Origin of the sequence: Larkinella humicola, from assembly GCF_008727875.1 — a bacterium.
Lineage (GTDB): Bacteria > Bacteroidota > Bacteroidia > Cytophagales > Spirosomataceae > Larkinella > Larkinella humicola.
The window spans coordinates 138,098-159,050 of sequence record NZ_VTWS01000011.1 but is presented as its reverse complement, the minus strand read 5'-3'; the positions used below and the strand labels follow the sequence as shown (position 1 = coordinate 159,050).

The window sequence follows — 20,953 nt, the reverse complement described above, 5'->3', positions numbered from 1 at the left end:
GAATGCTTAACTCATAACGCTTCATTCAGAACCCCTGACCGATTTATATTTCCCCCGGAATCTTCCCCGGAAGTGCTTCGTATTTTAACTAATTTTGAGGACTGAATACAGATTGTTGACGGAATTCTCCCAAATCGTATAAATACAGGTGTCAACCGGATGGAAAGGCTTTAATCCATCTTTACCTTTGAGGATTACCAAAATTCACATGCATGAGAAAGATTACAGTATCGGCCACATTCGGTTTCCTGTTTGCATTGCTGATTACCCTCCCCGTTGGATTGGCCGTTGCTCAGACTACCCCCGTGGCACCTAATCCCCCCTTTGAACTTAAAAATGGCGACCGGGTGGTTTTCCTCGGAAATTCACTTTTCGAGGATGACATGCAGTTCGGTTATCTGGAACTCGCCCTGACCACCCGCTTTCCCGACCGTGATGTTACCTTCCGCAACTTGGGCTGGACCGGAGACAACGTTTTTGGTGTAGCCCGAAGCACCATCACCAACCCGCCCACCGGCTACGATCTGCTGATGGAACACCTCACGAAAGCCAAACCAACCCTGGTATTTCTTGGCTTTGGGGGCATCGAAGCCCAGGATGGCGAGGCCGGTCTGCCGGTTTTTCGCGACGGTTTGGCCAAACTCATTGACAAGATTGACCAGTTAGGGGCCAAAACCATTCTGTTGTCGCCCATTCCGATTCTCTCCGCCGATACGCCCGAAAACCGGGCCAAACGCAATGCCATGCTGGAAGTGTATGCTTCGGCGATGGCTAAAATGGCCTCGGAACGGAGCAAGCCGTTCATCAATCTCTTCAAACCGATTCAGGAGGTGAGCCAGAAAACAGCGATCACCGAAGACGGAATTCACCTCAACGAAACCGGTTATTATTATCTGGCGACCCTTTTGGAAAAAAGCCTGGGACTTCCGGCCAGAACCGGGAATATTGCAATCGCGGTTTCTAAACAAGGGGCCGAAGCGGCAACGCCCGTTAAGATCCTGAACCCGGATCAGGAAAGTGCCAATTTGAAGTTTACGCTCGACGAACGTTCCCTGCCGCTTCCGTTGCCGGAAACCGTGGAGGCTGTGCGCGTCATTAAAATTACCGGCCTCAAAAAAGGCTTTTATACCCTTACCAACGACAAAACCGATGTGATCACGGCTTCGGCCAAAGACTGGGCAGCCGGGGTGCCGATCCGTCAGGGAGCAGTATTTGAACAGGCCAGCCGGTTGCGGGAGATGATCCTGAAAAAAAACGACCTGTTTTATTTTCAATACCGCCCCCTGAATACGACCTACATTCTGGGCTTCCGTTCCTATGAACAGGGGCGGCATGTGAAGGGCCTGGAGGAGCAGAATATCCTGATCAAGTGGCTGGAAAGCCAGATTGCCCTGAACCGAACGCCCAAAGCGAGCGTGTATCAACTTACCCCTTTGAAGTAACATGAAAGTCATGAAAAATACCCGAACCCTGAACATCGTACGAAGGCTCGTTATCATACCGCTGGTTCTGCTTATTACCTCTTCCGTTAATCAAGACGACCGGAAGGAAAACCCGGACCCGGATGTGAAGAAAGAACTGGAGTCGTTTAAAATTGCAGACGGTTTTGAGGTGACCCTGTTTGCCGCCGAACCACTCGTCGCCAAGCCCATCCAGATGAACTGGGATGCCGATGGCCGGTTGTGGGTGGTGAGCAGCACGGCCTATCCGCACCTGAAAACCGGCGAAGAAGCCAACGACAAAATCTTTGTCATCGAGGATACGGACGGCGACGGCAAAGCCGATAAATCCACCATTTTTGCGGAAGGCTTGCTGACGCCCACCGGAATTTTGCCCGGCGACGGGGGCGTTTACGTCGCCAATTCGACCGAAATCCTGCATTTTGCTGATACCGATGGTGATGGTAAAGCCGACAAAAAACGCCGGATTCTGAACGGTTTTGGCACAGCGGATACCCACCACCTGATTCATACGTTCCGCTGGGGACCGGAAGGACGGCTGTACTTCAACCAGTCGATCTACATTTATAGCCACGTGGAAACGCCCAAAGGCATCCGGCGGCTGGAAGGCGGTGGCGTCTGGCAATTAAATCCGCAAACGCTCGATCTGGACATCTACGCCAAAGGACTGATCAACCCGTGGGGCCTTCAGTTCGACCGCTGGGGCCAGTCGTTCCTGACGGACGGCGCGGGGGGCGAAGGCATCAACTACGCCTTTCCGGGGGCAACGTTCGTGACCTCACCGGGGGCCGCCCGAATCATCCGGGGCTTGAATCCGGGGCAGCCCAAACACAGCGGACTGGACGTGATTTCGGGTCGTCACTTGCCGGAATCGTGGCAGGGAAGCGTGATTACCAACGACTTCCGCGCCAATCGCATCAACCGGTTCAAGCTGGAAGAACAGGGAAGCGGCTACGCTTCCCGGCAGGTCGAAGATTTGATGTGGACGGATAACGTCGCGTTTCGTCCCGTCGATATCAACGTCGGGCCCGACGGCGCCATTTATGTGGCCGACTGGTATAACCCGATTATTCAGCACGGCGAGGTCGATTTTCACGACCCACGCCGGGATCAGGAGCACGGACGCATCTGGCGGATTGTGGCGAAAAACCGCCCGTTGGTTAAAAAACCGCCATTGAGTAAAGCCACGATCACCGAGTTGCTGGAAACACTCAAGTTGCCGGAAGACTGGACCCGTTCGCAGGCCAAGCAGGTGTTGAAAGCCCGGGGTGCCAAAGATGTAATTCCAGCTCTGCAGAAATGGGTGCAGGAACTGGATAAAACCAACCCGGATTATGAGCACAATCTGTTGGAAGCCCTTTGGGTGTACCAGACGCTGGATGTTGTCAACGAACCGCTGCTGTCGACGCTCCTCGATGCCAAAACCCACAACGCCCGGGCGGCTGCCTTGCGCGCACTTCAATTGTGGCATACCAAAATAAGTAACGTGCCGGCCCGGCTTACCAAAGCCGTGGGCGATCCTCATCCCCAGGTGCGGCTGGAAGCCGTCATTGCCCTCCGCAACGTGAAAACCGCTGAAGCGGCCAAAACCGCCTTGTCGGTACTGGAGCAGCCCATGGATGAATTTCTGGATTTTGCCCTCTGGCAAACCGTTCGGGAACTGGAGCCGTTGTGGATGGCCAGCCTGAAAGCGAAGCCCGATTTTTTGGGTGATTCCCGGAAAACCGCCTTTGCGCTTAAGTCGGTGAGCAGTCCCGAAGCGGTTTCGCAACTGGCGCAGTTGTACCAGAAAGACCAGATTCCGGCCGAGTACCAGAAAGACGTGCTGGGGTCGATTGCCAAATTTGGCAGCACCGCCGATGTGACGCTTCTGTTCAATAAAGCCGTAGAAGGGAATAAAAACGGAGCCGCTCAATTGGGCGCACTCGAAGAAGCCGCCCGCCGGGGCGTGAAACCCAGCCAGGATCTCAATCGGATTTCCGGTTTTGTAGAGAGCGATGAGGACGCCGTTGCTACCAGCGCCATTCGGTTGATGGGTTTGTGGAAACTGGAAAACCTGAGCGGAACGCTGGTGAGCCTGGCCCAGAAGGGCGATAAAAACAAACAAAAAGCGGCTTTAGGAGCGTTGGCGGCACTGAATACAGACAATAGCCGGAAGGTGCTGACGGACCTGACCGGGTCAAAGAATCCCGCCGATTTACGACTGGCCGCGACGTCGCAACTGGTTGCCGTGAATGCTTCGGAAGCGGCCCGAATCGGGGGCGACCTGCTGCGGAGCCTGCCATCTCAGACGGATGTCTCCGACCTGTTCAAGGCGTTTCTGTCCAATAAACAGGGGGCCAAAGCCCTCGCTGATGAACTGACGGCCCGGAAAATACCGGAAAGTATGGCAAAAGCCGGGCGGCAAATCCTGCAACGCCAGATTCCCTACAACCGCCGGAACGATGAAACCGTCAAACTGCTGACCCAGGCGCTGGAAGCGTCGGGCGGGGTTCTGCCGGTGGAGCGAATGGCGCAGGAACTGTCCGGCCCGGAAATCAGCAGCCTGGCCAAAACCATTCAGGAAACCGCGGACCCCGTGAAAGGCGAACTGGTGTTCCGGAAGGCGGCCCTGACCTGCCAGACGTGTCACGCGATTGGCGGAGCCGGGGGGCGCATTGGCCCGGATTTGAGCAGCTTAGGAACCAGTTCACCGGTTGAGACGATCATCCGCTCGTTGCTGTATCCGAATCAGTCCATTAAGGAAGGCTACGAATTGCAGCGGATCGCGAAAAAAGACGGAAGTGAACTCATGGGCTACATTGTCAGCAACGGAACGTCGGATATTGTGATTCGGGATGTCGCCGGGATGGAGGTTTCGGTTCCTAAAAGCCAGATCAATGTCATCGAAAAAGTGCCCGGTTCGCTCATGCCTGCGGGTTTGACGGCCAGTCTGGAGAAACAGGAGTTTATCAATCTGGTCGGATTTCTGTCCAAAATGGGCGAATCGGGCCAGTTCCGGGTGCCGACAACCCGGTTTGTGCGTCGCTGGAATACGGTTTTTCCGACGAAAGAGCTGGCTAAAAAAATCCGCGAGGAAGGGTTGGGGTATGTTGCGAAGGATAATGCGAAAGTGTCTTTTCAACCGGCGTACAGCAAAGTGGTAGGGGAACTGCCGCTCGACGAACTGCCGGTGGTTGAAACTGCCGCCAGCAAACGCTATAGTTTTGTCCGGTTTGACATCGAAGTGGTGAGCAAAGGCAACGTCAATCTGGTATTTGGTTCGACAGCGGGGGTTACGGCCTGGATTGGTACAAAACCGGTCAAACTCACTGAGCAAGGCATTGTGGCGGATCTGCCGCAGGGCATTCATACGGTCACGCTGGCCATCGACCGGGCCGTGCAAGAGAACGGATCCCTGAACATTCAACTTCAGGATGCCGAGCGATCCCCAGCCCAGACGCGGTTGGTGATGGGGCGGTAAAGGAGAAAGGGAATGTTAAATGTTAAATGATGAATGTAAAATGTAAAAGTGCTGGATTGCGAGACTTTTACATTTTACATTCATCATTTAACATTTGATATTCCCTTTTTTAATTAATAAACTGATTTCCTACTTCCGACGGCTTTCCAGAAACGCTTCGATGCGGTCGATGGCGGGGTTCAGGTCATCGACAGAGGGCAGGCAGACGATCCGGAAATGGTCGTCATGGACGTAATTGAACCCCGTTCCGGCCACCACCAACACCTTCTGTTCCTCCAGCAAGTCAAAGACAAAATCATCATCGTTGGCAATCCGGAATTGTGACAGGTCAATCTTTGGGAAGATGTACAGCGAGCCTTTGGGCTTCACGCACGTCAGACCCGGAATGGCCGTAATGCGGTCGTACGCAAGCTGGATTTGCCGGTACAGCCGCCCGGTGGGCATAATCAGGTCGTTGATGCTCTGATAACCCCCCAGCGCGGTTTGAATGGCATATTGCGTCGGAACGTTGGCGCAAAGCCGCATGCTGGCCAGCAGCGTCAACCCTTCGATGTAGGATTTGGCCCGGTGTTTGGCCCCGCTCAAAATGAGCCACCCGCCCCGAAAACCGGCCGCGCGATAGTTCTTCGACAAACCGCCCATCGAAATGCAGAGCGTGTCTTCCACCATCGTCGCCATCGGGTAATGCACGGCACCGTCGTACAGAATTTTGTCGTAGATCTCGTCCGAAAACAGAATCAACTGGTGTTTCTCCGCAATCCGGGCGATGCCTTGCAGAATGTGTTTGTCATACACCGCGCCCGTGGGGTTGTTGGGGTTGATGACCACGATAGCCCGCGTGCGGGAGGTGATTTTGCTTTCCAGATCTTCCAGATCCGGGTTCCAGTCGGCCTGTTCGTCGCAGAGGTAATGCACCGGTTTTCCGCCGGAAAGTGCCACGGAGGTCGTCCACAGCGGGTAATCCGGTGACGGCACCAGCACCTCATCGCCTTCGTTGATGAGGGCTTGCATCGTGAGCAGAATCAATTCGCTCACCCCATTGCCGATAAAGACATCGTTGATCGCAACGTCCTTAATGCCCAGATTCTGCGTATAATGCATCACCGCTTTCCGGGCCGCAAACAGCCCCCGCGAGTCGGAATACCCTTGTGCATTGCGGATGTTCAGGATGATGTCGTGAACAATTTCATCGGGCGCGTCGAACCCAAACGGAGCCGGGTTGCCGATGTTCAGCGAGATGATTTTATAGCCCTGACTTTCTAATTCAAGCGCTTTCTCGTAAACCGGCCCGCGAATTTCGTAGCGTAAATCATTGAGCCGGTTGGATTTCAAAAATGTCATAATGGGTAATGGAAACAGAAGTGGGGCAAAGGTATGAAAAAAGAAAAAGCCGCCGGTCGTCAAACCGGCGGCTACGTAGTATCGTTTTCCGTGGTCAGACCGTCGCGAACATCGACTTGGCTTTCGCTTCCAGTTGGCTTTCACCCATCAGGAAGAGGTCGGCCGCTCGCGCGGCTTCACGGCCTTCGGAAATGGCCCACACCACCAGGGATTGTCCCCGGCGCATGTCTCCAGCAGCAAATACCTTCGGATTAGAAGTAGTCTGATAATTTACCGCTTTGACGTTGCCCCGCTCGTATTCCAGTTCGAGGGCGTTCAGCAGGCCTTCCTGTTGCGGATGCAGAAAACCGGCTGCCAGCAGCGCCAGCTCACACGCAATATCGCGTTCCGAACCCGGCACTTCGACCATGTTCATGCGTCCGTCGACATTTTGCCACTCCAGATCGACAATGCGCAGGGCTTTCAGATTCCCGTTTTCGTCACCAATAAAGGCTTTCGTGTTGATCGACCAGTGCCGTTCGCAGCCTTCCTCGTGGGAAGTCGAGGTACGGAGCATCATCGGCCAGTTCGGCCAGGGCGTACTTTCGGCCCGATCGGCCGGAGGCATCGGCATCAACTCGATCTGCGTTACCGATTTGGCACCGTGGCGGTTCGACGTTCCCACACAGTCGGAACCCGTATCACCACCCCCAATAACCACGACATTTTTGCCGGTAGCCAGCAGGTCGCCGTTTTCGTATTTGGCACCCCGGTGGTCAACCTCAACCGGGCGTTCGGCCACCCGTTTGTTTTGCTGACTCAGGAATTCCATTGCAAAATGAACGCCTTTCAACTCCCGGCCCGGAATCGGCAGATCGCGGGGAACCGTGGACCCCCCCGTTAGTAAAATGACGTCGAAATCAGAAAGGAGTTCTTTTGCTTTGATGTGTTCACCGACGTTGACGCCGGTTTTGAACGTGATGCCTTCGGCTTCCATGACGGCCAGCCGACGGTCGATCACCCATTTTTCCAGCTTGAAATCGGGGATACCGTACCGCAACAAACCACCGATCTGGTCGGCCCGTTCGAAAACAGTCACGTCATGACCCGCTTTGTTCATCTGGGCAGCCGCAGCCAGCCCAGCCGGACCGGAACCCACAATAGCCGCCTTTTTACCCGTCCGTTTGGCAACCTTACCGGGTTGAACAAACCCCCGCGCAAAGGCCGCTTCAGCAATGGATTTTTCAATGAATTCGATGGCGACCGGCGGTTTATTGATCCCCAGCACACAGGCTGACTCGCAGGGGGCGGGGCAAATGCGGCCGGTGAATTCCGGGAAGTTGTTGGTCGATGCCAGAATTTCGTAGGCATATTCCCAGTTCTGTTCGTAGACGGCGTCGTTGAACTCCGGGATAATGTTGCCCAGCGGACACCCGTTGTGGCAGAAGGGAATCCCGCAATCCATGCAGCGGGCTGCCTGTTTCTGGGTATCTTCAACGGCGAACGGTTGTTCGATTTCCTTGTAATCATGAACCCGTTGCTGAACGTCGCGTTTCTTCGGCAGTTCGCGGGTGAATTCTAAAAATCCAGTGGGTTTTCCCATGTAGATTAAAGCGTATACGGTTTTTAAACAAAGATAACGAAAGAAAATCAGTTGTTATCCGTGCGCCACGTCCACAACAATGTCCTGATACACCACATTTTTGTCGCGGATCTGGTCGGCCAGGGAAATCCCGCGTCCGGCCAGCGCCTTGCGGAAATCGCTCGGCATCACTTTGACAAATTGTTTGATGAGGTTGTCCCAGTCCTGAATCAGCTGCAGGGCTACATTGCTGGTGGTATACTGGAAGTGTTTTTCGACGAATTCTTTGATGAGAGCGACGTCTTCACTGTCCAGGGCTTCGAGGTTAACCATTTCGCCGTTCACTTTGGAAGCAAAATCGCCTTCCTGATCCCAGACGTAGGCTACCCCGCCGGACATCCCGGCAGCGAAATTCCGGCCCACCGAGCCGAGAATAACCGCTAAACCGCCCGTCATGTATTCCAGACCGTGATCACCAACGCCTTCGACCACCACTTTGGCCCCGGAATTCCGGACACAGAACCGTTCGCCCGCCATACCCCGGATGTAAGCTTCCCCGGAGGTCGCTCCGTAGAACGATACGTTTCCGACGATGCTGTTTTCTTCGGGTTTGAACGGTGCCATGCGGTCAGGATACACAATCAACTGCGCTCCGCAGAGTCCTTTGCCAAAATAATCGTTGGCATCACCTTCCAGTTCGAGTTTGATCCCGTGGGTGTTGAACGCGCCGAAGCTCTGGCCAGCCGTTCCCCGGAATTTGAAATGGATCGTGCCTTCGGGTAAACCCTTTCCGGCGTATACTTTGGAGATTTCGTTCGATAATACCGTCCCCACCGCCCGGTTCAGGTTGATAATCGGGTATTCTGCATAGACCGATTCGCCGGCTTCCAGCGCGGGTTTGGAGACTTTCAACAGTTCCCAGTCCAGAATATCGGTCATACCGTGATCCTGATCTTCCTGCTTGTAGAGGGCCACATCCAGGTTGTTGGCATCCTTGAACAACACCGCCGACAGATCGACGTGGTCGTATTTCCAGTGCTTGATGTCCTTGCGCATTTCGAGCATCTGCGACTGACCCACCATTTCGTTGATGGTCCGGAAACCCAGTTCGGCCATGATTTCGCGCAGTTCCGTTGCCAGGAAGGTGAACATGTTCACAACGTGTTCCGGTTTTCCCGTAAACAACGCCCGCAAGTCTTTATTCTGCGTGGCAACACCCACCGGACAGGTGTTCAGGTGACACTTCCGCATCATGATGCAACCGACGGAGACGAGGGCAGCAGTGGCGACACCAAATTCTTCGGCACCGAGCAGCGCGGCAATGGCCAGGTCGCGGCCCGTCCGGATTTGACCGTCCGTCTGCACCGTTACGCGGCCCCGCAGTTTGTTGCGAACCAGCGTCTGGTGGGTTTCGGCGAGTCCCAGTTCCCAGGGCAGACCCGCGTGACGGATCGAACTCAGGGGAGAGGCTCCCGTTCCGCCGTCGTGACCCGAAATCAGGATGTGATCGGCGTGGGCTTTGGCAACCCCGGCGGCAATCGTTCCGACTCCGGCTTCCGACACCAGCTTAACGCTGATGCGGGCGGCCCGGTTTGCATTTTTGAGGTCGAAGATGAGCTGCGCCAAATCCTCGATGGAATAAATATCGTGGTGGGGCGGGGGCGAAATCAAGCCGACACCCGGTGTTGAATGACGCGTGCGGCCAATCCAGTCATCCACTTTATGACCGGGCAACTGGCCTCCTTCACCAGGTTTGGCACCCTGCGCCATTTTGATTTGCAGTTCGCGGGCGTTCGTCAGGTAATGACTCGTGACGCCAAACCGGCCCGAAGCCACTTGTTTGATGCCCGAATTCATGTTGTCGCCGTTCGCTAGGGGCGTATACCGCAGTTCGTCCTCACCGCCTTCGCCGGAATTGCTCTTGCCGCCGATGCGGTTCATGGCAATGGCCAGCGTCGTGTGGGCTTCCCACGAAATGGATCCGAACGACATGGCTCCCGTGGCAAACCGGGTGAAAATGCTTTCAATCGGTTCTACTTCTTCGATGGGGACCGGGTTGCCTTTTTTGAACTTCATCAAACCGCGCAGCGTCAACGCTTTCCGGGTTTGGTCGTCGATCAGGTTGGCGTATTTTTTGTAAATCTGGTAATCGTTCTTTTTGGTGGCCTGTTGCAGCAGGTGAATGGTGTCGGGGTTGAAAATGTGCGCTTCTCCGCGTTGTTTCCACTGATAAACACCACCCACTTCCAGACGCGGATTGAGGACATTATTTTCCGGGAAAGCCTGCCGGTGACGAACCAGAATTTCGCGGCCGATTTGCTCCAGACCCATGCCGCCAATCCGGGAAATCGTTCCCGTAAAATACTTGTCAACCACTTCCTTATTCAGACCGAGGCACTCGAAAATCATGGCACCCTGGTAGGATTGAAGCGTCGAGATGCCCATTTTCGAGAAAATCTTGAGCAACTCTTTGTTGACGGCCTTGATGTAGTTCTGGTGGAGTTTTTCAACCGGGTAGTCGACCTGAATCAACCCGCGCTCCTTCATGTCCGTGATGGTTTCGAACGCCATATAGGGGTTGATGCCGGAAGCACCGTAACCAATCAGGGTCGCGAAGTGGTGCGTTTCCCATACATCACCGGCTTCGACCAGAATACCGACCTGACCACGCAGTCCCCGGCGAATCAGGTGGTGGTGAATGGCCGAGGTTGCCAGCAACGACGGAATCGGAGCGTGGTCGGAATCGATGGCGCGGTCTGACAGGATGATGATTTCAAACCCGTCTTCAATGGCGTCTTCGGCGTAGCGGCAAATCCGTTCCAGGGCGCGTTCGAGGCCCGTGCTGTCGTCGGCGCGGAAATACGTATTGATGGTTTTAGCCTGGAAGTGGTTTTTATCGACAAACCGCAGTTTGTCAAACTCTTCGATGGTCAGAACCGGCTGTGTCAATTCGATCAGGCGGCAATGTTCGGGGGCTTCGCTCAGCAGGTTGCCGGTGGCGCCGACAAACGAGATCAGCGACATGATGGCCCGTTCCCGGATCGAGTCGATCGGCGGGTTGGTCACCTGGGCAAAGAGCTGCTTGAAGTAATTGGCCAGGTGCTGGCTTTGCTCCGACAGAATGGCCAGGGGCGAATCGGTTCCCATTGACCCGAGGGCTTCCAGACCGGTTTCGGCCATGGGTGCCAGAATCATGCGAAGGTCTTCGGACGTAAATCCAAACGCCTGTTGCCGCTGCGTGATGTCCTGTTTCCGCATGTGGCTGAACGTGCGGACCGGTTTCGGCAACTCGGTGATTTTGATTTTATATTCGTCGAGCCACTGCTTGTACGGCTGGCGTGAGCAGATGTCCGATTTTACTTCTTCATCGCTGATGATACGGCCCTGTTCCAGATCCACGACAAACATCCGGCCCGGTTGCAGACGACCTTTTTTGACCACCCGTGCCGGGTCGATGTCGTTAACACCCGCTTCGGAAGCCATGATGACCACATCTTCGTCCGTTACCCAGTAGCGCGAAGGCCGTAACCCGTTCCGGTCAAGGGTAGCACCCACGATGCGACCGTCGGTGAACGAGATCGACGCGGGGCCGTCCCACGGTTCCATGATGGCCGCGTGGTATTCATAGAAAGCGTGCCGTTCGGGGTCCATGCTTTCGTTGCCGTCCCAGGCTTCCGGAACCAGCATCATCATCACATGCGGCAGAGAGCGTCCCGACATCACCAGCAATTCGATGGCGTTGTCGAGGTTGGCCGAATCCGACTGATTGAGGTTACAGATCGGGCGGAGCATGGCCAACTCTTCCGGCGTAAACAACTTGGATTCGAGCATGGCTTCTGCCGTTTTCATCCAGTTGACATTCCCCTTCACGGTATTGATTTCACCGTTGTGGGCAATGTAGCGGAAGGGCTGCGCCAGTTTCCAGGAGGGGAAGGTGTTGGTCGAAAACCGGGAGTGAACCACACCCAGGGCCGAAACCAGTTCTTCCCGCTGCAAATCCGGGAAGTAGTCGCGGAGTTGTTTGGTCGTTAACTGACCCTTGTAGGTAATCACCCGGCTCGAAAGCGAGGAGTAATAGAAATTGTTCTCAACGCCAGCAACGGTTTCGTTGATAATCCGGCTGCTGTAGTTTCGGATGATGTATAATTTACGCTCAAATTCGTCGGAAGTCTGGGTTTCGGGTTTTCGAATAAAGACCTGTTCCATCACCGGTTCCACCGAGCGTGACCCGTTGCCCAGATCGGACGAATCGACCGGAACGACGCGGTAGCCGATCAGTTCCAGGTTCAGTTTTTTGATGGTTCGGTTGAGAATATCACGGCATTCTTTCCGCAGACGCTCGTCTTTGGGGAGGTAGATCATCCCGACGCCGTAGTCGCCGGCCGACGGTAGCGAGAAGCTGAGCTTCCGGCATTCATCGACGTAAAGTTCGTGGGGAATCTGGATCAGAATTCCGGCGCCATCGCCCGTATTGGGTTCGTAGCCAACCGCACCCCGGTGATCCATGCGCGTAAGCATCGTGAGCGCATCTTCGACAATCTGATGCGACTTGCGACCTTTGACGTGCGCTACGAATCCAATTCCACAGGCGTCGTGTTCAAACTCAGGCCGGTACAGACCCTGTTGCGGTGCGTTAGAAGAAGACATCGGCGTAAACTCGTTTGTGGTTTTGTTATTGAAAAAATGGCAAATCAAACTATCTGCAGGTGAGTAACAAAAAAACGAACTATAATCAGCAGACACTACTGTTTTTGCGTTGGATGTGCAAGTTACATTAAAATATATTTTGTGAAAAGTCCAAAATGCAAAATTTCGTTTGCATAGCCATTTTTATAATTTTGGTACAAAATAGTCTTGGTTAGTGAATAGATTTTAGTGAAAATAGTCCTGGATTGAAGGAATTAAAATGAGCCGATTGGGTTGGTAAGTGATCTAAAACAACTCCTAAAAAGATAGTTATCGAGTCTTTCGAGCCAAAATGTCTTCTATGTAACTGGAAAATATAATTTACTTTAAAAATGAAGTAGATTTATCTTAAAATGGTTTGTTTTACAAAAAACAGCTTCATATTTTAACTACAAGTGGATATTTTTATACTAAATTTGGCTAAAATAGGTTGAAGTACAATCTCTTTTATGAATTGCTTGCATTCTTGAGTTGGTCTTGTTTTCTGCTGGTTGATCATTGCGAATTCTCCCGTCCACTCCAGGGGCAACGGCCAATCGATCGGTTTCCTGTCAAATCCTCAAACGGGATTCCCGTCCCTACGCTACGAACCGCTTGCTCAACGACCTACACTTCAACACCCATTTTTGACGGCTCAGGCATAGAATGGTAGCAGAAGGGGTGATTTGTTGGCTACATTCGCCCAGTTTCAGAACAAATCGCATCATGCTCAAAACGTTTATTCTCGGATGGATCATGCTGGCCACTATTGTGCTGTGCCGGGCGCAGACCGGTTCCCGTGATCCTTTTACCTACAAAAACCGTCAGATCGTTGTGGGGCAAGGGGGCGGCATCACCGGGGCGTCAACGGTCTACTGCTGGCTGGAAAACGGATCTCTATACGTCAAGTCTGACCATGACTCGCTTTATACCCGGCTGGGCCGAAAACCGGCCGCGCTCACCCGGCGGTTTTTTAATGAGCTGGAGAAAACCTGCCGGATCAAAACCACCCGGTTCAGCCAGCCGGGAAACCGCTACCAGTTTGTGAGCTGGAAGAAAAACCAGCAGGAATTTACCGTAAGCTGGGGTGACCCGCGACAACCGCCCCCGGCCCGGTTTGTCACGTTTTACCAGTCGTTTCTGGCGCAGATGCCAAAACCAAAGCGGTAGTTTTCTTTCGTTTTTACTTACAACAAATACATCCATGAAATTAATTTTATCCAGTCTTTTACTGGCGTATTCCCTCGGTGTGCTGGCACAGCAGGCACCGCAACCCGGTTTCGGGCGCAAGCTCAAAACCCAGGCTCCAACGCCCGGTTTGGCGCAAAAGCTGAAAGCCGATGTGGCTCCGGTTTCAACCCGGACGGGCAACTTCCGGCTCGCAGCGTCAACCCAAAATCCCCAATTTGATGCCCGGTCACTAAAACTCCGGATTGTCTGCGACACGGCGACGAACCTGCCGGTTTACATTGAAAACCGTTCGCCCGTTTCTTCGGATAAAGGCGCCCGCATGAGCGCCCGCGCATCGGCTTTCTCGTTCATGAGCCAGATCAAATCGCTGTTGAAGGTCGAAAAACCGGAAGAGCAATTTCAGATTACCAAAACCGAAACCGATCACCTGGGGCAAACACACATCCGGATGGCGCAAACGGTTCAAGGCATTCCCGTATATGGGAGCGAACTGGTGGCACACCTGACCAACGGAACCGTGACGCTGCTGAACGGACAATACCGGGTTGCCACACCGGTTTCGACCACGCCCCGGCTTTCGCTCCAGCAGGCAACCGACCGGGCTTTTCAGGACATCGGCCAGGAATCGATTGTTCGGCCATTCGGACAGAACCTGTTTAACCTCAAACCGTCGGAAGGAACCTTGTGTCTGTATCCGGTGGGCTCCAACCTGGCGCTGGCCTACAACCTGACGATCCGGCCCAATATGCTCGAACGGTGGCAATACCTGGTCGATGCGCAAACCGGCGCGGTGTTGAACAAGTACAACAACACCTGCGGGGTGGACGGGCCGGTGAAAGCATCGGGAAAGGATTTGAACGGGGTGATGCGGAATTTTCAGACGTATCAGTCGGGGTCGAATTATTACTTACTGGATGCGACGCGGGCGATGTACGATGCCAAGAAATCGACGGTTGCCAAACCGGTGGGAGCGATCGTAACCTACGACGCCAGAAACAAGCAGGAAGCCGATGGTGGTTTTCGGTTTTACGATGTCACGTCAAAGAATAACAACGACTGGAATGCTAACGCCATTTCGGCCCACACCAACGGAAGTCTGGCGTACGAATATTACGAAAAAACGCACAAGCGGAATTCACTGGACGGCAAAGGAGGGACGATGGTGTCGATTGTGAATGTGCTGGAAGAAGGTGAAGCAATGGACAACGCCTTCTGGACGGGGGAGTTTATGGTGTACGGAAACGGGAAGGCGTATTGCAAACCGCTGGCGGGTGGTCTGGATGTGGCCGGACACGAAATGACCCACGGTGTAATCGACCACACGGCGAATCTGATTTACCAGGATCAATCGGGGGCCATCAACGAATCGATGGCGGACGTTTTTGGCGCGATGGTGGACCGGGACGACTGGTTGATTGGGGAAGATGTGGTGTTGAAGAGCAAATATACGTCCGGGGCCATGCGCAGCATGTCGAACCCGAATCAGAATGGAAAAGGAACGCTGGGGTATCAGCCCAGAACGATGGCCGAATTTATCGTCACCAAAGACGACAATGGCGGAGTTCACCGGAACAGCGGAATTACCAACCATGCCTTTTACCTGTTTGCTACCAAAATCGGGAAGGAAAAAGCCGAGCAGGTCTATTACCGCACACTCACCAAATACCTGACGCTGAATTCAAAGTTTCTGGATTTGCGGTTGGGCGTCATCCGTTCGGCGGGTGATTTATACGGCGAAAACAGTGCGGAAGCCAAAGCGGCCAGGGACGCATTTGACGCGGTCGGCATTGTGGAAACCACTCCGCAGCCGGACGAACCGAAAGATGTGCCGGCCAACAACGGTCAGGACATGATCATTCTGTATAGCATTGGCGACCAGAAGTTGTATACAGCGCCCGTCAGCACGGGCAATCTGACGGCCCGGATCAAGGCGGAAATTAGCCACCGCCCGAGTATTACGGACGACGGAAAAGCCGCCTATTACGTGACGACCGACGGCCGGATTCGGGCCGTGACCCTGACCGGGGCGGCTCAGGAGGTCATTATTTCCGACGAGCCGATCTGGGACAATGTGGCCATTTCACGGGATGGCACCAAGCTGGCGGCTTTGACGAAAGAGAAGGATAAATCCATCTGGGTCTACAGCTATGACCTGAAAAAATGGAAGCAGTTTCCGCTGAGCAACCCCACCTCCGCCGAAGGAATTTCGACGGGCGAAGTAGAGTATGCCGATTCGTTCGAATGGGATTTTGCCGGCGAGGTATTGGTGTATGACGCCTTTAATAAACTGAAAAGCGGTGACGGTGAGGATATTGACTTTTGGGATGTCGGTCTGTTGGATGTGTGGAGCAACGCACAGAAAACGTTTAGCGACGGTGCCATTCTGAAACTGTTCAAGAACCTGGAAGACGGTGAAAGCGTCGGTAACCCCAGTTTTTCCCGGAATTCGCCCAACATCATTGCCTTTGATTATTACAATGCCGTCGACGACAGCTACAAGGTTTGGGTGGGAGATCTGAAGACTGGTACATTGAACACGGTGTTGACCAACGTCACCTTGAGCTTTCCGGCCTATTCACGACTGGATGACCGGCTCATATTCAATACGCTGAGTTCGGGGGGCGACAAAGAAATGGTGGCGTCGCTGGACTTGCAAGCTGATAAAATGACGGCGAAAGGAGAGGTGAAGGCGTTGTATGAAAATGCGAAGTGGGCGGTTTGGTATGCCGCCGGAACGCGGGCTGAAACCGGCAAAACCGCTCAGACCATCACGTTCAATGCTTTGCCGGATCGGTATGCCGATGATGGTTCGTTCAACCTGACGGCCACGGCCTCGTCTAAACTGACCGTCAGTTTTGAAATCGTTTCCGGATCGGCTACGCTCTCGGGAAACCGCCTGACGCCAACAAAACCGGGGGTGGTGACGGTTCGGGCTACGCAGGCCGGGAATGAGCAATTTTCGGCGGCCACGCCGGTCGAACGGAAATTCAACGTGCTGGCTGTCACGGGGACCGAGCCCACCTGGGCTGACGTGCTGAAGGTCTATCCGAATCCGGTCGGCGCATCACTGACCGTCGAATTGCCGACGGGTGAGTATTTTGAAGGCGTAACCCTGACCACGGTTTCGGGAGCAACCCTGCTGGAACAGCCTTTGAAAAACCGGGCCAGTCAGACGACGCTGGATACGAGCCAGTTGCCGTCTGGTTTGTATGTTCTGAAGGTGCAAACGCCAAAAGGCGTGGTGCATCGGAAGGTGGTGAAACGGTGAACCTGATTGTGACAAAGCACTTACCATTTGGTAAACCGCCTAATAAGGCGTTTATTGGTCGGTGGAGCGGAGACGTCGATATACCTCCGGATCGTTGCGTATGGATACATCGGGTGGAGTAGCCTCACCTTTAGCACTTTGGGGAGGGATCGAGTGCACCGTAAACCGGGTTCAGAACAGGTACCATGATCAGCTTGTCCGGAATGGCCATCACAAACGGGCTGATGATATTCAGCATTTTGCGGATTTAGGCTTGAAGACCCTGCGCTATCCCTTGCTGTGGGAACGGTTATTGCCCAAGTTGAACCAAGATCCGGACTGGAAGTGGGCCGATGCGAGAATGCATTTGCTGCAGCAAGTAGGTATTCAACCTGTCATCGGGTTGGTGCATCACGGGTGCGGTCCGCGTTATGCTACCTTTAAAGGGGAGGAGTTCGAAAGGAGAATGCCTGATTATGCCCGGCAGATAGCGGAACGATACCCTTGGGTGGATGCCTACACGCCCATCAATGAACCCCTTACCACAGCCCGGTTTTCCGGATTGTACGGGCATTGGTATCCCCACGGTAAATCTGATCGATGGTTTGCAACCCTGTTGCTTCGGCAGTGCCGGGCGACGGTGAAAGCGATGCAACAAATCCGCCAGGTTAGACCTGACGCCCAACTCATCCAAACCGAAGATTTAGGCGAAGTTCATAGCACGCCATTGTTGCTTTATCAAGCTGATTGGGAGAATGAAAGGCGCTGGTTAAGCTGGGATCTGCTGTGTGGCCGGGTCGTTCCGGGGCATCCCATGTGGCGTTTTTTTCAACGGGTGGGCATTCCGGAACGAGAAGTCCTGTACCTGGCCGAAAATCCCTGTCCTCCCACTGTACTGGGGGTCAACCACTACATCACAAGTGAAAGATACCTGGATGAAAATGTGGTGAATTATCCCCCACACCTGTGTGGAACTAATGGCCGTCATCACTATGCCGATACGGAAGTCGTTCGGGCAGCCCCTGATCGGCGGATGGGTGTAGCGGCTCTGGTGACTCAGGCGTGGGAGCGCTACAAAATACCGATAGCCATTACCGAGGCCCATCTGGGGGCTGCCGATGAGGAACGAATGCGCTGGTTGTGGTATGTCTGGAATCAAGCCCTGACGTGCAGGAACGCGGGAGTCGATATAAAGGCTGTAACCGTATGGGCCTTGCTGGGTTCATTCGACTGGCATTGCCTGGTAACGCGCCGGGAAGGACACTACGAACCGGGTGTATTTACGTTGAAAGCGGGTCGTTTGCAGCCTACCCAACTGGCAGGATTGGTTCAGCGTTTAGCTACCCATCAACCTGCTGCCTGTGTAGTACCTGAGGGTGCAGGTTGGTGGGAAAAGTGACTGATGGCGGGGGAACAACGCGTATTCACACTTCCTTCCCAAAGGACAACGCATAATCGGTGATTTCTTCGAGCGTTTTTCTGGTTCTGGTTTCCGCGGGACGAAGAGCAGCGGCACCGGTGTAGTTCTTTCGGGCCGACTCATATTTTTCGTTCAATGCGTTGTCTGTGAGGTTCTTGAATAGACCAATTGAATCACGTAAAAAGTCTGTGGTTACAAATAACAAGGCTGCTTGCTCCGTTTCCTGGAGGGCATGAGCTACAATGCAAAGGCCTTCCAGACAGGCAACCAGGAGTTGTTTACGACCGGTTACCCGGTTTAACTTCATGCTTTCGCAATAATTCTCCCGGGCGTTCTGGTACTGGCCTAAATGGATTTCGACATCGCCCAGGCATTTTAGGGTTTCTGCAAGTCCCCAATTATCCGCTACATTCCGTTGATATTCCAGAGCTTCGTTCAGACAGCGCTGTGATTCCTTGTAATCCTGCATCAAACTGGCAACAAAGCCGATGTTGCTTAGCGTTAGGGGAAGTCCCCAGGGGTCTTGCAATTCTTTCCATAAACCCAGCCCCCGGTTGTAGTAGTGCAGTGCAGCCTGGTATTCACCTTTACTTCGCAGCACATTTCCATGATCGTTCAAAGCCAGGGCAAGACCCCAGGAATCATTCAGGTTTTCAAAAATCAACTCGCTTTCTTTAATCTGGGTAAGCCCTTCCATTGATTCCCCCTGATCTACCTTGACCTGGCTCAGAATAACCAGGGTAAAGGCTAGTCCCCTCTGGTGTTCCGGGCTGGGATTGAGCGAACGCCAGATGGATTCACTTTCGGTCAAATGACGATTGCTGGTGGTCATATCTCCCTGCAAAAAAGCCAGCCCACCGGCGCAGTAAAGCGCTTTTGCCCGGGCGGCCGTTAAACTGTTCCTGGCTTGTAATGCTTTCTCCACATACATCCGTCCTTCACTGAAATGCGACTGAAGATTCCAGAACCAGAATAAACTACCGGCAATTCGAAGGGCAAACTCTTCCTTTCCTTTGTAACTTAAACTCCATTCGAGTGCGGTTCGCAGGTTAGCATGTTCTTCTTCCAGTACTTGCAACGAATCATTCTGATGGCTACTGGTTATGACTTTCTCCGCAGCTTCCACCTGGGCGAGATAACATTCGGTGTGTCGTTTCAGCAACATTCCCTGCTCTTTGTGTTCGATCAACCGCTTGTAAGCAAACTCCTTGATCAAATTATGCATTCGGTAGCGGGTTCGACCCTGTTTCTTGTCTTTGCTGATCAAATTGTTTTCAACCAGAGAATCCAGCATATCCTTTACATTTTTCAGGATTAATTCGGTTTTCTCAGAAATTTTCAAGGCTGATGACTCCGTAAATCCGCCTTTAAAGACCGATAGAAACCGAAAAAGCTGTTTTTCTCCGGTAGTCAGTAACCGGTAACTCCATTCGATCGTGGCGCTCATCGTTTTCTGGCGGCCGTTGCCGGGTTCCCGGTCAAAATCATTCAGCGATAAATTTTGTAATAATTTCAAAGGACTATCAAATCGATTGACATTTGCCGCGGCCAACTCTACGGCCAGCGCCAGTCCTTCCAGACGATAACAGATCTCCGCAATGGCAGCTGCATTTTCGGTACTTAAATCAAACTTTTGATCAATTCTTCGGGCCGTATGAATGAATAATTTTACAGCGTCGTATTGGGATAGCCTTTCAAGTTCTAATGTTTCTTTTATCCATTCAGCGGGCGGCATGGGTTTGTCTTTCGGCGTTGGATACGGAAACTCCAGCGAATTAATAAAGTAGTTTTGTGCCCATCCCAAATTGCTGCGGATGAGTTTCCGGCTGGTAACGATCAATTGGATCGTACGGCATCTTTGCAGTAGTGTTTTTATGAAATCTGCCGCGCCGGTTATATGCTCCAGGTTATCCAGAATGAGCAGCATTTTTTTTGTGCTCAGGAACTGAAAGAGCTGCTCATCGGCAGAATCGTCACTGGTTTCTTTAATGGCCAGTGTTTTCGAAATAGCCCAGGGAACCTGTTCTGCGGTTTTGATCTTATCAAGCTCAATCAGCCAGATTCCATCGTCAAACTCGTTGCGGATGTCTTTAGCAACCTGTATGGCTATTCGGGTTTTGCCGACACCGCCGTGACCGTGCAGCACAACCCACCGAATACCATTTTTTAAAAAAGAGGTGATTTCTTCCAGCTCTTTTTTAAAACCGATTAAATCAGGGTAATCAGATAGGTTTCCTGGATTTTTTTGTTCATTCTTATTACTAGATTTGCAGTATTTATTTTCAAAATCATTGGCGTATCCGAGAGCAGAATTGTTTATTTGATTAATTATACTCTGACTATTTTCCTGCGTTATGAGTGCTATTCTTTCGTCTTCTGAATTATTTTCAAATCGAGCGATTAGCGTAATTAGCTTGTCCCGTAGTGGCGCATCTTTTACAAATTCGACCAAATTTATAAATTCAAGAAGCGCTTTTTTTGTGTCACCTTTTTGTATCTCTTTGCGAATCTGGTTGATTCTTTCACAAGGTTCAGATAAGACCATGAGCCGTAAAACTTTTATTTCAATTTATGATCTGTTAAATACGTACTCGAAAATCGACCT

Annotated in this window: 9 protein-coding genes; 5 read left to right on the top strand and 4 right to left on the bottom strand. The window is 52.8% G+C overall.

Annotated elements, in window-relative coordinates; genetic code table 11:
* The first annotated feature begins 212 nt into the window (after window positions 1–212).
* Window positions 213–1,442: an SGNH/GDSL hydrolase family protein gene (locus tag F0P93_RS29200; protein ID WP_150881338.1), complete on the top strand. Its 1,230-nt coding sequence runs from the start codon at window positions 213–215 to the stop codon at window positions 1,440–1,442.
* 1 nt (window position 1,443) lies between these two features.
* Window positions 1,444–4,923: a PVC-type heme-binding CxxCH protein gene (locus F0P93_RS29195; RefSeq protein WP_374756794.1), complete on the top strand. Its 3,480-nt coding sequence runs from the start codon at window positions 1,444–1,446 to the stop codon at window positions 4,921–4,923.
* 129 nt (window positions 4,924–5,052) lie between these two features.
* Here F0P93_RS29195 and F0P93_RS29190 read toward each other — a convergent pair whose 3' ends face one another.
* The 3 genes from F0P93_RS29190 to gltB all read right to left on the bottom strand — a co-directional run bounded on the left by F0P93_RS29190 (window position 5,053) and on the right by gltB (window position 12,472).
* A complete protein-coding gene (locus F0P93_RS29190) occupies window positions 5,053–6,264 on the bottom strand; it encodes a pyridoxal phosphate-dependent aminotransferase (protein WP_150881336.1) in 1,212 nt (403 codons plus the stop codon).
* A gap of 94 nt (window positions 6,265–6,358) precedes the next feature.
* Complete coding sequence (locus F0P93_RS29185) at window positions 6,359–7,846, bottom strand: glutamate synthase subunit beta (RefSeq protein ID WP_150881335.1); 1,488 nt, start codon at window positions 7,844–7,846, stop codon at window positions 6,359–6,361.
* A 54-nt stretch (window positions 7,847–7,900) separates the two neighbouring features.
* A complete protein-coding gene (gltB, locus tag F0P93_RS29180; protein WP_150881334.1) occupies window positions 7,901–12,472 on the bottom strand; it encodes a glutamate synthase large subunit in 4,572 nt (1,523 codons plus the stop codon).
* Between the two features lie 744 nt (window positions 12,473–13,216).
* Between gltB and F0P93_RS29175 the strand changes: the two genes are divergently transcribed.
* The 3 genes from F0P93_RS29175 to F0P93_RS29165 all read left to right on the top strand — a co-directional run bounded on the left by F0P93_RS29175 (window position 13,217) and on the right by F0P93_RS29165 (window position 18,327).
* Entirely contained in the window at window positions 13,217–13,660 is a 444-nt protein-coding gene (locus tag F0P93_RS29175; protein WP_150881333.1) for an FAD-binding oxidoreductase, read from the top strand.
* Between the two features lie 34 nt (window positions 13,661–13,694).
* Window positions 13,695–16,949: a M4 family metallopeptidase gene (locus F0P93_RS29170; RefSeq protein ID WP_150881332.1), complete on the top strand. Its 3,255-nt coding sequence runs from the start codon at window positions 13,695–13,697 to the stop codon at window positions 16,947–16,949.
* A gap of 100 nt (window positions 16,950–17,049) precedes the next feature.
* Window positions 17,050–18,327 carry a family 1 glycosylhydrolase gene (locus F0P93_RS29165; protein ID WP_150881331.1) on the top strand — a complete coding sequence of 426 codons (1,278 nt, stop codon included), beginning with the start codon at window positions 17,050–17,052 and terminating at the stop codon, window positions 18,325–18,327.
* A gap of 25 nt (window positions 18,328–18,352) precedes the next feature.
* Here F0P93_RS29165 and F0P93_RS29160 read toward each other — a convergent pair whose 3' ends face one another.
* Complete coding sequence (locus F0P93_RS29160; RefSeq protein ID WP_150881330.1) at window positions 18,353–20,893, bottom strand: tetratricopeptide repeat protein; 2,541 nt, start codon at window positions 20,891–20,893, stop codon at window positions 18,353–18,355.
* Between the last annotated feature and the right edge of the window lie 60 nt (window positions 20,894–20,953).

Coding starts and splice junctions, on each gene's coding strand:
- F0P93_RS29190 (WP_150881336.1), bottom strand. CDS start 6,264: ATGACATTTTTGAAATCCAACCGGCTCAATGATTTACGCTACGAAATT.
- F0P93_RS29195 (WP_374756794.1), top strand. CDS start 1,444: ATGAAAGTCATGAAAAATACCCGAACCCTGAACATCGTACGAAGGCTC.
- F0P93_RS29160 (WP_150881330.1), bottom strand. CDS start 20,893: ATGGTCTTATCTGAACCTTGTGAAAGAATCAACCAGATTCGCAAAGAG.
- F0P93_RS29175 (WP_150881333.1), top strand. CDS start 13,217: ATGCTCAAAACGTTTATTCTCGGATGGATCATGCTGGCCACTATTGTG.
- gltB (WP_150881334.1), bottom strand. CDS start 12,472: ATGTCTTCTTCTAACGCACCGCAACAGGGTCTGTACCGGCCTGAGTTT.
- F0P93_RS29185 (WP_150881335.1), bottom strand. CDS start 7,846: ATGGGAAAACCCACTGGATTTTTAGAATTCACCCGCGAACTGCCGAAG.
- F0P93_RS29200 (WP_150881338.1), top strand. CDS start 213: ATGAGAAAGATTACAGTATCGGCCACATTCGGTTTCCTGTTTGCATTG.
- F0P93_RS29170 (WP_150881332.1), top strand. CDS start 13,695: ATGAAATTAATTTTATCCAGTCTTTTACTGGCGTATTCCCTCGGTGTG.
- F0P93_RS29165 (WP_150881331.1), top strand. CDS start 17,050: ATGGATACATCGGGTGGAGTAGCCTCACCTTTAGCACTTTGGGGAGGG.